Annotated in this window: 11 protein-coding genes; 2 read left to right on the forward strand and 9 right to left on the reverse strand. The window is 70.4% G+C overall.

Translation table 11 applies throughout. From position 1 onward, the window contains the following. Positions 1-432: 432 nt before the first annotated feature. The gene (locus AAGI91_02785) at positions 433-3,981 is read left to right on the forward strand and encodes a hypothetical protein (protein MEM1041533.1); all 3,549 of its coding nucleotides are present in this window, start codon (positions 433-435) and stop codon (positions 3,979-3,981) included. A 12-nt stretch (positions 3,982-3,993) separates the two neighbouring features. Here the strand turns inward: AAGI91_02785 and AAGI91_02790 are convergent, their stop codons facing one another. From AAGI91_02790 to AAGI91_02800, 3 genes are all read right to left on the reverse strand, one after another. Beyond that, positions 3,994-4,407, reverse strand: a complete 414-nt coding sequence (locus AAGI91_02790; protein ID MEM1041534.1) for a putative toxin-antitoxin system toxin component, PIN family — start codon at positions 4,405-4,407, stop codon at positions 3,994-3,996. 1 nt (position 4,408) lies between these two features. Further along, positions 4,409-4,633: a hypothetical protein gene (locus tag AAGI91_02795; GenBank protein ID MEM1041535.1), complete on the reverse strand. Its 225-nt coding sequence runs from the start codon at positions 4,631-4,633 to the stop codon at positions 4,409-4,411. Between the two features lie 73 nt (positions 4,634-4,706). Then, complete coding sequence (locus tag AAGI91_02800; protein MEM1041536.1) at positions 4,707-5,648, reverse strand: spondin domain-containing protein; 942 nt, start codon at positions 5,646-5,648, stop codon at positions 4,707-4,709. Between the two features lie 168 nt (positions 5,649-5,816). On the opposite strand from AAGI91_02800, the gene AAGI91_02805 reads away from it, so the two are divergent. Further along, complete coding sequence (locus tag AAGI91_02805; GenBank protein ID MEM1041537.1) at positions 5,817-7,403, forward strand: FAD-binding domain-containing protein; 1,587 nt, start codon at positions 5,817-5,819, stop codon at positions 7,401-7,403. Positions 7,404-7,459: 56 nt separating this feature from the next. On the opposite strand, the gene AAGI91_02810 is transcribed toward AAGI91_02805, so the two are convergent. The 6 genes from AAGI91_02810 to AAGI91_02835 all read right to left on the reverse strand — a co-directional run bounded on the left by AAGI91_02810 (position 7,460) and on the right by AAGI91_02835 (position 14,825). Continuing rightward, entirely contained in the window at positions 7,460-7,594 is a 135-nt protein-coding gene (locus AAGI91_02810; GenBank protein MEM1041538.1) for a hypothetical protein, read from the reverse strand. Between the two features lie 63 nt (positions 7,595-7,657). Next, positions 7,658-8,113, reverse strand: coding sequence for a DUF2141 domain-containing protein (locus tag AAGI91_02815; GenBank protein ID MEM1041539.1), 456 nt, complete (start codon positions 8,111-8,113; stop codon positions 7,658-7,660). A gap of 45 nt (positions 8,114-8,158) precedes the next feature. Then, on the reverse strand, positions 8,159-11,350 hold the full coding sequence (locus AAGI91_02820) for an efflux RND transporter permease subunit (protein ID MEM1041540.1): 3,192 nt from the start codon (positions 11,348-11,350) through the stop codon (positions 8,159-8,161). Positions 11,351-11,508: 158 nt separating this feature from the next. Beyond that, positions 11,509-12,588, reverse strand: a complete 1,080-nt coding sequence (locus AAGI91_02825; GenBank protein MEM1041541.1) for an efflux RND transporter periplasmic adaptor subunit — start codon at positions 12,586-12,588, stop codon at positions 11,509-11,511. A 38-nt stretch (positions 12,589-12,626) separates the two neighbouring features. Further along, positions 12,627-14,120 carry a TolC family protein gene (locus tag AAGI91_02830; protein MEM1041542.1) on the reverse strand — a complete coding sequence of 498 codons (1,494 nt, stop codon included), beginning with the start codon at positions 14,118-14,120 and terminating at the stop codon, positions 12,627-12,629. Between the two features lie 54 nt (positions 14,121-14,174). After that, complete coding sequence (locus AAGI91_02835; protein MEM1041543.1) at positions 14,175-14,825, reverse strand: TetR/AcrR family transcriptional regulator; 651 nt, start codon at positions 14,823-14,825, stop codon at positions 14,175-14,177. Positions 14,826-15,014: the final 189 nt, after the last annotated feature.

The following is a 15,014-nucleotide window of genomic DNA, read 5'->3' on the forward strand; positions in this document are numbered from 1 at the left end:
GATTGTTGCCTCACTCTCATGTCATGCCCGCGCAGGCGGGCATCCATCAGGCGGCGGCGCTTCACACAGGGGGGTGCATGGGTCCCCGCCTACGCGGGGACGACCTCGTGTAGGTGAGACACTATCCTGAAGAACTGGTATGAGAGCGCCATCGCAGGAGCCAAGGGGCAGTTAGTTGTGTGAACGCCTACTCCTACCAGCTCTGAAACAGGCTGCTGGCGCTGGGAGCGCAGCGAACGCAAGACGGACAGGGGGTCTACGCTGCCTTGCCCGTCCCGCGCAGCGAGGCTAGATTAGCGGCTTTCGCCAACAATCGAGGAGACAACCCGGTCGTTCGTTACTTCGCGGCAGGGCGGCCCCCCACGCTGCCCCTGCGCGTGCCTGCTTCCCCGCCCGCTTCGGCGCTGCCCGCCGCGGCCCTGCGAACGACCGATGCCTCGCCGACTCTTCCTGCTCCTCGCTCTGCTCGCGGGCGCGCCCGCGCTCGCGCAGGTGCCGGACGGCGATCTCCGGGGGGGGGACCTCGGCGCGTTCCGCGACACGCTCGACCTCCGGCAGCCGCTCGCGCTTCGTCCGTTCGTCCTCCCCGGCTCGCTCACACTCCGGCTCGACGGCATCGCGCTCGACACGACGCAGTACGCCCTCGACACCCGTACGGGCAGGCTCCTCCTCAGGCTAGACCCGCGCCCGAAGGTCTCGTCGACGCTCGTCGCGGTCTACCGGACGCTCCCGCTCGCGGCGTTCGACGGGCCCATCGCCCGGCGGCGGATCGGGGAGACTGACACGCTCGGGCGGCGGCGCGTCGTGGAGGCGGAGCGCGCCGAGGCCGACGAGCCGCTCTTCGGCGCGCCGCCCCGGCTGCGGCGGCGGGGGTCGATCTCGCGCGGCATCGTGGCCGGCAACCGGCGCGACGTGTCGATCGAGTCGGGGCTCAGGATGGAACTCTCGGGCGAGGTCGCCGACGGGGTCGAGGTCCAGGCCGTCCTCACGGACGAGAACACGCCGATCCAGCCCGAGGGCACCACACAGCGGCTCTCCGACTTCGACCGGGTCTACGTGCAGCTTGACACGCGGCGCGGCCAGGCCCGCCTCGGCGACATCGACCTCGCCTTCACCGGGACGGAGTTCGCGCCCTACGTCCGCAAGCTCCAGGGAGCAGCCGTCACCGCGAACGCGCCGGCGCTCTTCAGCGGCACGCTTGCCGGGGCGACGGCGACGGTCGCGGGCGCGACGGCGCGCGGCCTCTTCCAGAGCCAGGACATCCTCGCCCTCGAGGGCGTCCAGGGGCCGTACCGGCTCGTCGGGCGCGAAGGCGAGCAATTTATTATCGTTATCGCGGGCTCCGAGCGGGTCTACCTCGACGGGCAACTCCTGACGCGCGGCGAGGCGAGCGACTACGTGATCGACTACGCGACGGGCGAGGTCACCTTCACGCCGCGCCGACTGGTCACCGCCGAGCGCCGGATCACGGTCGACTTCGAGTACACCACGAGCGAGTTCACGCGGACGGTCGTCGGGACCGAGGCCGAGGCCCGGCTGTGGGCACGCGCCGACGGGACCGAGCGCCTCCGCATCCGGGGCACGCTCCTGCGCGAGTCCGACGGGGCCGCCTTCGCCGACGAACTCGGGCTGACCGAGGCCGACCTCGACCTGATCGGAGCCTCCGGGCTCGGCCCCGCCGTCCGCTCCGGGGCCGAGCCGGTGCCGTTCGACCCCGAGAGCCCGTTCGTCCTCTACGCCCGTCAGGACACGGTCTTCGCCGGACAAACCGTCTCGATCTTCGTCCCCGCCACGGCCGAGGCCGACTCGGTCTTCCGCGTCCGCTTCTCGCGCGTCGAGGTCGGGGCGGGCGACTACCGCCGGGCGGGCCGCGCCGTCAACGGCATCCTCTACGAGTGGGTCGGCCCTGGCGCGGGCGACTACGTCCCGCTCCGCCTCCTCCCCAAGCCGACGCTCCAGCAGGTCCTCGACCTCCAGGTGAGCGCCGAGCCCGTCGCCGGCCTCGAACTCTTCGGCGAGATCGCGCGGTCCACGAACGACGCCAACCGCCTCGACGTTGCCGGCGGCGCGGGCGGCAGCGCCGGCTACGGCGGGCTGCGGCTTCGGCCAACGCCGCTCCGGTTCGGGAGCCTCGACGCGGGCACGCTCTCGGCCGAAGTCGTCGGCCGGCTCCGGGGTGAGACCTTCCAGCCGCTGAGCCGGATCCGGCCGGTCGAGTTCAACCGAACGTGGAACGTGGCGCAGGCCGGCGCGGGGTTCACAGGCATCGACACCCTCGCCGAGTCAACCGCCGAGGGGGTTGTCCGCTGGGCGAGCGGCGAGGCGACGCACCTCCAGGTCGAGGCCGGGCAGATCGAGATCGGGGACCTGTTCGACGGGCAGCGCGGCGGCCTCGACGCCGCGTTCCGGCGCGAGCGGTGGCCCGGCCTCAGCTACCGGCTCGACGTCGTCGATTCGGAGAACGGCTTCGCTGGCGAGGAGGGCCGGTGGCTCCGCCAGCTCGGCCGGCTCGACTACCGGCTCCTCGGCGACCGGCTCGTGCCCTTCGTCGAGGTCGAGCAGGAGCGGCGCGACCAGCGGGCGCTCGGGACGGACAGCCTCGTGGTCGAGGCGCTCGCCTTCGCCGAAGTCCGCCCCGGGCTGGGCTGGACGAGCTCGACGCTCACCGCCGCCGCGTCGGTCGAGTGGCGCGACGAGGAGCAGCCGCTCGCCGGAGCCTTCGCGGACGCCGCCACCGTCACGACCGTCCAGACCGACCTCCGCTACCGCCCGTCGGCGACCTACACGACCGAGGCGCAGGTCGCCTACCGCCTCCGCAACGCGACCGAGGCGTTCGAGGAGACTGGCTTCGGCGACAACGAGAGCCTCGTCCTGCGCTGGACCAACCGCTGGACCCCGCTCGCCCGCGCCGTCGAACTGAACACGGTCTACGAAGCCCAGACCGAACGCTCGCCGGTGCTCCAGGAAATCTACCTCCTCGTCGGGCCCGAGCTTGGTGAGTTCGTCTGGGAGGACGCCAACGGCGACGGCGTGCAGCAGCTCGATGAGTTCCGCGAGGAGATCACCCCACTCGAAGGCCAGTACGCCCGCACCTTCGTCCCCGGCGACGACCTCATCCCGACGATCGGCGTGCAGGGCCGCCTCCGCCTCCGCCTCGACCCGGCCCGCCTGTTCGGTGACGACGCCTCGGGGTGGCAGCGCGCGCTCGCCAGGGTCTCGTCGCTCACCACGCTCGACGTGCAGGAGAAGAGCGAGGAGCCCGACCTGGCGCGCGTCTACCTCCTCAACCCCGGCGTGCTCCAGGACGAAGCCACGACGCTGGGCGGGCGCTTCCGCATCGGGCAGGAGTTCGCTTTTTTCCGGGGCGATCCGCGCTGGAGCGGGCGCCTCTTCGGCCAGCACCTCCGCAGCACGAACCGCCTCGCGACGGGCCTGGAGCGGCGGCGCATCCAGCTCGTCGAGGCCGAGGCGCGGGCCGTCCTCTTCGGGCCGCTCAGCGGCGAGCTGCGCGGCGCGGCCGAGCGCAACGCGTCCGGCAGCCCCTTCGCCTCGCGCCGGTTCGACATCCGGGGCGTCGAGGTCGAGCCGGAGGCGACGTGGCGGTTCGGGCAGGCCGTCTCCCTCTCGGCCGGCGTGCGCTACGCCCGCAACCGCGACGCCGAAGCAAGCGCTTCGGGCGACGACCTCACGGCTCGCATCCTCGTCCTTCCCCTGCGCGCCCGCTTCGCCGTCGCGGGCCGGCTCCAACTCCTGCTCCAGGGCGAGCGCGCCGACGTCCGCCTCGATGGGGACGCGACCGCCGGGCAGGCCGCATTCGAACTCACCGAGCGCCGGGGCGACGGCACCTCGTACCTGTGGAGCGCGAGCGGGCAGTACACCCTCAACCGCTTCCTGCGGGCGGGCCTGAACTACGAGGGCCGCGCGCCGAGCGAGGCCCCCGTCGTCCACAACGTCCGCGTCCAACTCAGCGCCGTGTTCTGAGCGCGGCCGGGGCTACGCCTGCGTTTCCATCCAGTCCAAGAAGTCGCGCGGGATCAGAATAGGAATGCCGCGGAAGGGATGCAGCACGAGCAGGTCGTCATCGCCAGTGACGATGCAATCAGCGTTGCCGCTCAGCGCCAGTTCCAGCAGCCGGTCGTCGTCTGAGTCGCGGCAAACCTGGATCGTCTCTGTGACCTGCACGACGGTAGCCCTTCGCACGAAGAGACCCAAAAAGCGCTCGCGCGTAGCGGCGGAAATGTAGCGGTCGAACTTCTCGCGGCGGAGCACGGCGACGACCTCGTTCAGCGACTCCTCGGAAACCAGCAGAACGCCTCCACCGAGCACGCTGCGAAGTGCCTGAAACGGGACCGACTGCTCAAATAAGGCTGCGCTAATGAGAACGTTCGTGTCGAAGACAACCCGCACGCTACTCACTCAGAATCTCAGCTAGAAGCTCCGGCGTGAGGCCATTCTGCTGCGCCTCGCGACTCATCCTGCGCATGATGTCTTCGAGCGACGCCTCCGGGGTCGTCTTCCCGGTAAGCTGCAAACTGATGAGCAGGTCCATCCTGCGGCGGTCCTGCTCGGAGGCAGACTCGTACAAGCGGGCCGCCTCGGGCGAGACGCGAATGATGATCTCTTGCGTTTCCAAGTTGTACCTCACACGGGACCGACTCTAGCCTTCTACCGGCCGAGAGACGTTCTGATTCCGTGGCGGATTCCGGCTAGCGCCCTTGCACGACGAGGCGGCGCGTGGCCTGGGTGTCGGAGCCGCTGGCGCGGATGACGTAGAGGCCGGAGGTCAGGCTGCGCACGTCGAGCGAGAACGGGTGGACACCGGCTGCGAGCGCGCCCCGGTGCACCGTCTCCACGCGGCGGCCGAGGATGTCGAACACGTCTATCTGGACCGCCTGCGCCTGGTCGAGCGAGAGCCGGAAGGCGGAGCGCGAGGTCGCCGGGTTCGGGGCCGGCGCGTCGAGCGCGAACCGGGCTGCCGCAACGGTCTCCTCGTTCGAGACCGTGTTGAGGAGCGTGAAGGTGAACGTCCCGAGCGCCGCCAGTTCGTCGCCCACCACGAACGGCGGCTCCTCGATGCGGAAGATCGGCTCGGCCGGGTTCGTGTCCTGGTTCGGCGAGGTGTAGTTCGCCCCGCTGTCCGTACCTGCGTCGTAGGCGTAGAGTGCCACGCTCACCTCCTCGAACCAAGTGCCGTCGTCCCGGAGATCAAAGCCGCTGACGCCGACGAACCAGTCCGGGCTGGGCGCGACCATCGTGACGAGCGAGACGAGCGCGTGGTCCTCGGTCACGTCGAACGTCGTCGAGACCGAGCCGGGCGAGAGCGCGATGCCGCCGCCGGAGACTACAGAGAGTGCCGTGCCGTCGCCGACGAGCCCGCTCACTTCGCCTCGAAGCTGCGACGTGCCGCCGGTCTCGGCCATCTGCTCGATCCCCGGCGAGGCGAGGCCACCGACCTCCCAGAGCGAAGCGTCCGCGCTGTGGGCCGCGCCGATCAGCGGCGAGTAGTGCGGGTCCGGCGGGAAGCCGTCGGGGTGCGTGTCGGCGCTCCAGACGCTCTCGAAGGTGACGCGGTAGGTCGCCGTGCTTTGGGCCTGGGCGAAGGCCGGAGCGAGCATCAGCAGGGGCAGGGCGTAGCGAAGAAAGCGCATAGTGCAAGCTGGAAACGAGTTACAGGTAGGCGCTTCACGCGCGGCCCTGGCGTGGGTTCCGCCGCACGTCCGATGTGATGGTCTCGTGACAGGTCTGCGCTGCGCGGTTAGCGAACTCCGCGCCTCCACTCACCGTTAGCACTCTCCACGTCTCCCCTCCGCGTACTCATGGCTACTGTCCTCTGGTGGGTCAAAAGCGACTTTCGCCTCGCCGACAACCCGGCGCTCACCGCCGCCCTCAACTCGGGCTCCACCGTCCTCCCCGTCTACCTCTTCGAGCCGGCCGTCCTCCGAGCCGAAGAGACGAGCGGCTTCCACGTCGCCGCCTGGGTCGAGGCCCTCGGCGACCTCCGCGGCCGGCTCCGGCCGCACAGCGCCGACGTGCTTGCGCTCCACGCCGACGCCGTCGAAGCGTTCGGCAGACTGCGCGAGGCCGTACCGTTCGAGGCCATCTACTCCCACGAGGAGATCGGGAGCGCGGTGACGTTCGCGCGCGACCACGCCGTCGGCGACTGGTGCCGCGCCGAGGGCGTGGCCTGGCACGAGCACAGGCAGACCGGCGTCTTCCGCGGCGGGATCGACCGCAACACGCGGGGCCGGCGGTGGCGGCAGTTCACGGCGGCCGGCCCGCTTCCCGCGCCCGACGGTACCGCCCTCGCCCGCGTCCGCGTGCCCGAGGCGGCGCACGCCCTTCAGCCACCGGAGGGCGCACGTCCGACCGTCGAAGCCTTCGGGCACCGGCTGACCGACGCGCAGCGCGACCTCCGCCAGCCGGTCAGCGAGACGGCCGCCGAGGCGACCCTGTCCTCGTTCCTGACCGAGCGTGGGGTCTGCTACTCCGGCGGCATCTCCTCGCCGAACGACGCCTTCGTGTGCGGGTCGCGCCTCTCGGTCCACCTCGCGTGGGGAACGCTGACCGGACGCCAAGCCTACGCCGCGACCGAGGCCCGGCAAGCCGAGTTGAAGGACCAGCCTAGCGAAGAGGCGAAGCAATGGCGCAAGTCGCTCCGCTCGTTCAAGAGCCGGCTCCACTGGCGCGACCACTTCGCGCAGCGCCTCGAGACGGAGCCGCAGATGGAGCACGCTCCGCTCAACGCCGCCTACGCTGCCCTCCCCACGCCCGGCGACGAGCACCTGGAGGCGTGGCTTGCCGGAGCGACGGGCTGGCCGCTCGTCGACGCCTGTATGCGCTGCGTGGCCGAGACCGGCTTCCTCAACTTCCGCATGCGGGCTTTCGTGACGAGCGCCGCCGTCCACTCGCTCCGCATCGACTGGCGGAAGACGCTCTACCCGATGGCCCGGCGCTGGGCCGACTACGCCCCCGGCATCCACATCTCGCAGACCCAGATGCAGGCGGGCGTCGTCGGGATCAACCAGCTCCGCGTCTACTCCCCCGACAAGCAGCTCGCCGACCACGACGCCGACGCGGTCTTCGTCAAGCGGTGGGTACCGGAACTGCGCGACGCGCCGGCTGAGGCGATCCTGAACCACCACCTGGACCCCGTCGCGGGCTACCCGGCACCGCTCGCCGACTGGCGCGAAAGCTCGAAGGCGATGCGGGCGGACTACTACGCCATCAAGCGGCTGCCCGAGACGCGGGCGCTCGCCGAGCAGGTTTACGAGCGGCACGGCTCGCGGCGTGCGCCCGGGTCACGGACGTGGAAGTCGAACACGCCGAAGAAGGCCCGCAAGACGGGCACCCGGAAACCGGAGAAAGCCCCGAAGCCGGCTCCGCTCTTCGACGGACAGGAGTGAGGCCGTGCTCGGCCTCCGCACGCGGCGGCTGACTGACTACCGCGCCGCCTCGGGCGCTACGTGCTGTGCTGGCTGCCGTGGCGAGCGGCGAGGTCGTCAGCGAGGTCGTCGGCGAGCGTCTGGAGGCGGTCTTCGCGCTGCGCCACCAGGACGAGCGACAGCCCGCGCTGGGCGAGCGGCGGCGCACGCACGTCCGGTACCTGCCGACGCGGCGGTAGCGACGGCCCAGGGACCGTATTTGAGCTGGTAACTGGTCATCCGTCTACCCTGACATCCAGCGTGAGCGTCTGGCCTGCGGCGAGGTCGAACCTCGCTTCCTCAAAACGAGGGGCGCGCATCCTCGGGCGCACGCCGTTCGAGACGCCCCAGTCCTCCTTTGGAACACCCAGGAAATTGGTGTCCACCTTGTCGTTGACATTGCGGTCGTGGAAGACCGACACGGCGTAGCTGCCAGGGGTGAGCGCGTCGAACTGGCACGTCACGCCGTCTGGGCTGGCCGCGTGTTCCTGAGCATGCAGAGCTGAGGCTCGGTCCATCGGAAAGCCGTCGTCCTGGTTGAAGAGCGCGCATCCGATCTCTCCTTCGTCAGAGGCGACGCCGGACACGGAGACGACGATGGTGCCGGTGGATGCGGCATCCTGGGCGGCGGCGGGGGCGCTCACCGCCACGAGGGCAGTGCTGAGCGCAGCCGTGCGGACGAGTCGATTCATGGTTCGGTGTGGGTTGGTGAACGAGAAAGGCAACAGCGAATGGGCTCAGGCAGGCTGCGGCTCTGCCTCGGGCGTGAGCAACCGGTAGAGCGCGGGCACCACCACGAGCGTGAGCAGCGTCGAGACGGCGAGGCCGCCGATGATGACCCAGCCGAGCGGGCTCCAGAGGTCCGAGTTGGTGAGCGTGAGCGGGAGCAGCCCGCCGATGGTCGTGAACGTCGTGAGCAGGATCGGCGTGAAGCGCGTCTGCCCAGCCTCAGAGACGGCCTCCGCGACGGTGCGCCCTCGTGCCCGTAGCTGGTTGGCATAGTCGACGAGGATGATCGAGTTGTTGACCACGATCCCGATCAGACTCGTAAACCCGATGAAGGCCATGAAGCTGAACGCGTAGCCGGTCAGGAGCAGCGCCGGGAACGCGCCGATGATAGCCAGCGGGATCGCCACGATGATGATGAGCGGCTGGCGGAACGAGCGGAACTGAAGCACCAACACGGCGAGGATGCCGAGCAGCGCCACCAGGAGCGCACCGCCGAGGCTCGCGAAGCTCTCCTGCTGCGCCTCCAGCTTGCCGCCGTAGGTGACCCGGTAGCCTGGGGGCAAGGCCAGCGCTTCGACCTGCTCCACGACCTCCTGCGTGACCGCGATCTCGTTGTAGCCGCCCGCCACGTCCACGTCGGACGTCACGCTGACGGCGCGCACGAGGTCAACGTGGTCGATGCGCGTCGGGACCGGCTCGAAGCCGAGCGTGGCGACCTGCCGCAGCGGAACCGCCCCGCCGTGCATCGAGGCCACGGCGATGCGGTCGAAGTCGTCGAGCGACGGGCGGCGCGGCTGGCCGTCGTGGCCCGTGAGGGGGAGGCGGACGACGATGTCGTAGTCCTCGCCCTCGGGATCACGGTAGGTACCTAGTGGCAACCCGTTCATCGCGGCGAGGACGGTCCGGTCGACCTCAGCGATGGGCACGCCGAAGAGCCCCGCCTTGCTGCGGTCGATGCGCACAGCGAGGTCCGTCTTGGGCTGGGCGAGCGGGTTGTTCACGTTCTGTGTTCCCTCCGTCCTGTCGAGGATCGTCGCCACCTCGCGGGCTAGCCGGTCGAGGGTGACGAGGTCGGGGCCGAGCACCTTCACCGCGATGGGGGCCTCGACGGGCGGCCCGTTCTCGAACACCTCGTAGGCGACGTCCACGCCGGGCATCGCGTCGAACGTGGGCCGCAGGGCCTCCACGAGCGGCTCGACCTGGCGGGGGTCGTACGTCTCGACGAGCACCTGGGCCACGTTGGCCCGCTCGCGGCGCGGGATCTCGTTGTAGTAGACGAGCGGGTTGTCGCGCCCGACGTTCGCCGCGACGGTCTTGACCTCCGGGCGGTCGCGCAGCACCGCCTCGATGGCGCGCGTGGCCTGGTCGGTGTACTCGAAGTTGGCCCCCTCGGGCGTCTCGATGCTGACGAGGAACTGCGGCTTGCCCGCCTTGGGGAAGAACGAGACCCCGATGAGCGGGAAGAGCGCCCCCGCCCCGACGAGCGCGAGGAAGGCCATCGCCACGACTATCCGAGGCCGCCGCAGCGCCCAACTCAGCGTCCCGACGTAGGCCCGGTCGGAGACGGTGTCCAGCAGCCGCTGGAGGGGTGGCCGCTTCGCCTCTGCTTTCTTGTCATCCTGGGCGGGCAGTGGCGAGTCGAAGGATCTCGGTTCTGCCTCGGCGCTCTGCTCAGAGCTTGGAAGCTGGCCCGCAGGTCCTTCGGCTCCGTCCGCTTGACGGTCTTCATTCCCACCCCGCAGCAGCCGGCTCGCCATCATTGGCGTGAGGGTGAGCGAGAGCGCCAGCGACGCCGTGAGCGCGAAGACGACGGTCAGCGGCATCGAACGGATGAAGTCGCCGGTCCCCGACTGGATCGCGATCATCGGGACGAAGGCCAGCACGCTCGTCGTCGTGGCCGCGATGATGGGCAGCGCCACCTCGCGCGTCCCGGCCACCGCCGCCTCGAAGCGCCCATAGCCCTGGCGGAGGTATCGCGCTACGTTCTCGACGACCACGATGGCGTTGTCCACCAGCAACCCAAGCGCGATCACGAGGCCCACGATGGAGATCTGCTGGAGGCCGTAGTCGGCGAGGTCGAGCCAGTTGACCGCGATCAGAATCGAGGCGGGGATGGCCAACATCACGATGGCCGAGGCGCGCAGCCCCAGTGCCAAGAGGACGACGATCCCGACCAGGAGCACGCCCTGGAGGAGGCTGCCAAAGAATCCGCCCACGCGCGCGTCGACGCTCTCGGACTGGTCGAAGGCCACGTTCAAGGCCATGTCATCCGGCAGCGTCGGGACTACCGAGGCGAGCGCGGCGTCGAGGCCGGTCCGCACGTCGAAGATGTTGGTCCCCTCGCGCTGCGCGATGGTGACGAAGGCGGTGCGGCTGCCGTTGAAGCGCGCCCGGTGGGTCTCGTCGGCGTAGGCGACGGCCACCTCGGCAAGGTCGCGGAGGTAGAGCACCTGTTCGCCCGACACCCGGATGACGGTCTGCTCGATCTCGCCGAGGCTCTCGTAGTCGCCCGAAGTCTGGATCGTGAACCGCTTCGCGCCCGCATCGACGGTGCCGCCGGGGAGGTTCTGCGCCTCCGTCTGGACCGCCTGCATGACTTCACCGAGGGTGACGCTGCGCGCCCGCATCGCCTCGAGGTCTACGCTGATGCGCACCTCGGGATCGGGGATCGCCCACACGTCGGCTGCCTGGACGCCTGCGACCTGCTCGAAGGCGTCTTCGAGGCGCTCTGCCTCGCGTTTGAGGCTGCGGTAGCTGGCCGTCTCACTGGTGAGCGCAACTTGGAACGTGACCGCGTCGGTCGGAGAGAGCTGCACGAGGTCTACCGCCGCGACGCCTGCCGGGAGCGTCGGGCGCACCTGCGCGACCGCCTGGACGACCTCGTCGTGCGTCTCGTCGGAGTCGGCGTAGGCTTCGAACTCGGCTACGATGACAGCCAGACCGTCCTGGATGGTCGTCTCGAGGTCTTTGAGGTCGTCGAGTTCGTAGATCGCCGTCTCGATAGGGTCGACGACGAGGCTCTCGATGTCTTCGGGGTTCGCACCCGGGAAGACTGCGATCACGCGCGACGTCGCGATGTCGAACTGCGGGTCCTCGGAGCGGGGCATCGTGAGGAAGCTCTGCACGCCGAGCAGCGTGAGCAGGAGCACCACGACGAGCGTGAACTGGTAGTTCTGGATCGCCAGCTTGGGGAGGTTCATGGGATGACTCTGGACAGAAGAGGTAAAGACAAACGTGGAGCGCGGCAGGGACCGCTGACCACAGACCGCGGAGGGTGGGGATTAGCTCGGGCCGGCGGTCTGCGGTCTGTCATCCGCCATCGGCGGCCAGGCCGTGGGTGTGGGTTCGAGCAACGAGTTCACTGCGGCTCCGACGGCTCGACCACGCGCACAGCCGCGCCGTCGGTGAGGTAGGCCGCGCCGGTCGTGACGAGGTGGGCGACGCCGCCCAGCCCCGAGCGCACCGCGAGGTGGTCACCGCTGACAGCGGCGATCTCGACCGTCAGCTGGCGCGCCGTCGCCGCGCCGCCCGCCCCCGGCTCGATCCCGAAGACGGTCCCCGTGTCGCCGTCGCCCGCCACGAGCGCGTCGACCGGGACGAGAGCGTAGCGCTCGCCCGCGCTCGGCCGGAGGTCGACCTGCGCCACGAAGCCCGACCGCAGCCGCCGCTCGGCGTCGGGCACGGCGACCTCGACCTCGAACGTCCCCGTCGCCGGGTCGGCCGCGCTTGCGAGTTCGGTCACCCGGCCCTCGAAGACGACGCCGGGGTAGGCGTCGAAGCGGACCGTCGCCGGGTCGCCGAGGGCGAGGCGGACGATGTCCCGGTCAGCGACGCCGAGGCGGACCACCCAGCCGTCGGCGGCCGTGCCAAGCGTGAGAACGGGCTGGCCGGGCTGGACGAGTTCGTTCGGCTCGGCGTGGCGACGGAGCACGCGGCCGGCGGCCGGGGCCGTGATCGTCGCGTAGCGCCGGTTGAAGGCCGCGATGTCGAGCTGCGCCTGGGCGACCTCGACCCCCGTGCGAGCGTCCTGGACGGCTTCGAGCGTGGCGACGGAGTCGGCGAGGAGGCGCTCGGCGCGGGCGAGGTCGCGCTCGGCCTTGGCGAGCGCGCTCTCGGCCTGGAGCACCTGGGCGTCAATCTCGCGCGGGTCGAGCCGGGCCAGCACCTGGCCGGCGCGGACGGCGCCGCCTTCGTCCACGTTGACCCGGGCCACCAAGCCGCTGATCTTGAACGAGAGCGCGCGCTCGGACTTCGAGGCGAGCCGCCCGCTCGACCGGACCGGGAGCGTCTGCTCGGCCGCCACGACGGCGACGACCTCGACGGGAACAGGCTCGGCGGTACTCGGGGCCTCGTCCGCCGAGGCGTCGGTGCCGCAGCCGGCGAGGAGGGGGAGCGCCGCGAGGACGCAGGCTATCAGAAGGTGTCGAGCTGATGTCATGACAGTAGGGGTCGGAAGAGCAGGTGTCGTTCGGAGAATCAGTCGGGGAGCACGCCGCCGACGGCGAATTCGAGGTCGGCGAGGCGGGCGAGCAGGGCGTAGCGCGTCACGTTCAGGTTGAGCTGGGCGCTCGTGAGCGTTGTCCGGGCGTCCACGAACACGACCTGGTTGGCGCGCCCCTCGGCGGCGAGGCGCTGGGTGAGGCGGAACCCCTCGGCGGCGGCGGTGAGGCGCTCGGTGGCGGTTGCGAGCGAAGTCTGGGCGACGCGGACGGCGTCGAAGGCCTGCTGCACCTGGAGTCGGATCTGCTGGGCAGCCTCGGCCCGCTGCGCCCGCGTTCGGTCGGCGACGGCCTGGGCCTCGCGCACGCGCGCTCGGTCGGCCCCGCCGTCGAAGAGGCTCCACGAGAGGACCACTGAGGCGAGGTAGAACGGCTGCTCGCCCTCGAAGCCGTAGCCCCGGCCCTGGATGCCGCCGTCGAGCGCGGCCGAGACGCCGGGGAGGTAGGCCGCCCGGTTCAGCCGCACCTCGGCCTCGCGGGCGTCGATCGCCGCGTCGAGCTGGGCCAGTTCGAACCGCTGCGCGACCGCCGCGTCCTGCATCGCCGCGAGCACATCGCCGAACGCCGGGTCGCCGAAGACTGGCGCTGTCTGGCTCGACCCAGTGCGCTGGAGCCAGGTCCCAGGCTCGGCGCTCGGGAGGTCCCAGGTCGCGTCTTCGTCGGCTTCCAGCGGTGTGTCGAGCGGTCGGTTGAGGAGCGCGTTGAGGTACGACCGGGCGAGGTCCCGGTCACGCTCGGCCTCGGCCACCTGCTGCGCCACGGCGAACGTCTCGGCTCGGGCGCGGAGGACGGCGTCGGCGAGAACGCGGTCGCTGCGCCGGAGCCGCTCGGCCGTCCGCAGGTTCTCCCCGACGAGCCCCGAGGCGGCCTCGAAGATGGCGACAGCGCGCCCGGCCTGGAGGTACTCGAAGTAGGCCACGCGTACGTCGCGCGCGAGCGCCCGCCGGAACGCCTCGACCTCGGCCTCCCTCGACGCGACGAGGTGGCGGTTGAGCCGGACGGCGGCGCTCAGGCGCGGCTGGTAGAGCGGCTGCACGACCCGAAGCCGCGTGTCCTGCTCCTGGTCGCGCAGAAACTCGATCTCTTCGTTGGCGAGCGTCGGGAACGCGGGGTCCTGGCCCTCGGCGGCGAGGAGGTCGTTCAGCGTACCGTAGACCGGGTTAAGCAGGTCGCCGAGCGGGAGGTTGACCGTGCGGCCCCCGCCCGCGCGGGAGAACCGGGCCTCGACCGAGAGCGCGGGGAAGAACTGTCGCCGCGCCGCCGCAAGCGCGTGGCGGCTCGCGGCGAGGTCGAACGCCCGCTGCTGGAGCGCGAGGTTGGCCCCGAGGGCTTCCTCGACGTAGGCGTCGAGGCGCTGCTGGGCGTCGGAAGCCGAGCCGGGCTGGGCTGCGAGTGGGGCTGCTGCCAGGAGCGCGGTCAGGCTGAGCGCGGCGAGCCGGAGCGTGAGGAGGGGCAGGGAGCGTCGGTGCATGTTGGCTTTGTGTCGCTGAGTGACAGAGTGTCAACAAATGAGGCAAAAAAAGGGCTAGCTCGGGCGCAGCATGAGGTCCGCCATCTCGAAGGCGTGGCCCATCAGCGCCTCGCTGTCGAAGCCGAACTGCTGCTCCAGCATCGCGTTTTTCATCGAGCCGACCTGGATCATGCCGTGGATGAACCCCCACAGCGTGACGGCCGTCTTGGCGGGGTCGAGGTCGGGGCGGATAGAGCCGTCGGCCTGCCCGTGGGCAATCGCGCCGATCATCGTCTCCATCGTACTGTGGCTCGCGCCGAGCATCGCCGCCTCGTGGTGCTCGGCCTCGTCGGGGTCGAGTTCCCGGGTCTCGAACCGGGCGAGGGCCTCGAAGAGCACCGGCCGCTCGTAGGCGAAGGTGATGTACGCGTGCCCGACCGCGCGAATCTGGCTGATCCCCTCCTCGTGCGCGGCGACGGCTGCCTGGAACCGGCTGGTGAGCTCCGTCATCGCCTGGTGAGCGAGCGCGTTGAAGAGGTCGATTTTGTCCTGAAAGTAGACGTAGACGAGGCCTCGGCTGAGGCGGGCGGCCTCGGCGATGTCACCCATCGTGAGCGCGTCGAGGCCCTTGCGGCCGATACTGTGCTCGGCGGCGTCGAGGATCGACTGGCGGCGCTGCTCCTTTTCTTCGGCGCGGCGCTGGGCGGTGAGCGAGGGCTGGGTCATCGGAGGTTGTCTGTCTGCAATGAAGTATAGTCATTCTTTGACATAATGTCAACAAGGGGGCAGATATTTCTGGCGCGCCACGGGCACCGCCACCTCCGCGCGCCCGACGCAAGAGGCCCTGCCGACGTGTGCCGACAGGGCCCCGCTGCTCAGGTGCACTGTCTGGCGGCGAGGTCATCGCCCGGCAGC

The sequence above is a fragment of the Bacteroidota bacterium genome (assembly GCA_038746285.1).
Taxonomy (GTDB): Bacteria; Bacteroidota; Rhodothermia; order Rhodothermales; family JANQRZ01; genus JANQRZ01.

What these genes read in the sequence shown, in the direction of transcription:
- AAGI91_02785 (MEM1041533.1), top strand. Translation starts at nt 433, where the DNA reads ATGCCTCGCCGACTCTTCCTGCTCCTCGCTCTGCTCGCGGGCGCGCCC.
- AAGI91_02800 (MEM1041536.1), bottom strand. Translation starts at nt 5,648, where the DNA reads ATGCGCTTTCTTCGCTACGCCCTGCCCCTGCTGATGCTCGCTCCGGCC.
- AAGI91_02805 (MEM1041537.1), top strand. Translation starts at nt 5,817, where the DNA reads ATGGCTACTGTCCTCTGGTGGGTCAAAAGCGACTTTCGCCTCGCCGAC.
- AAGI91_02815 (MEM1041539.1), bottom strand. Translation starts at nt 8,113, where the DNA reads ATGAATCGACTCGTCCGCACGGCTGCGCTCAGCACTGCCCTCGTGGCG.
- AAGI91_02820 (MEM1041540.1), bottom strand. Translation starts at nt 11,350, where the DNA reads ATGAACCTCCCCAAGCTGGCGATCCAGAACTACCAGTTCACGCTCGTC.
- AAGI91_02825 (MEM1041541.1), bottom strand. Translation starts at nt 12,588, where the DNA reads ATGACATCAGCTCGACACCTTCTGATAGCCTGCGTCCTCGCGGCGCTC.
- AAGI91_02830 (MEM1041542.1), bottom strand. Translation starts at nt 14,120, where the DNA reads ATGCACCGACGCTCCCTGCCCCTCCTCACGCTCCGGCTCGCCGCGCTC.
- AAGI91_02835 (MEM1041543.1), bottom strand. Translation starts at nt 14,825, where the DNA reads ATGACCCAGCCCTCGCTCACCGCCCAGCGCCGCGCCGAAGAAAAGGAG.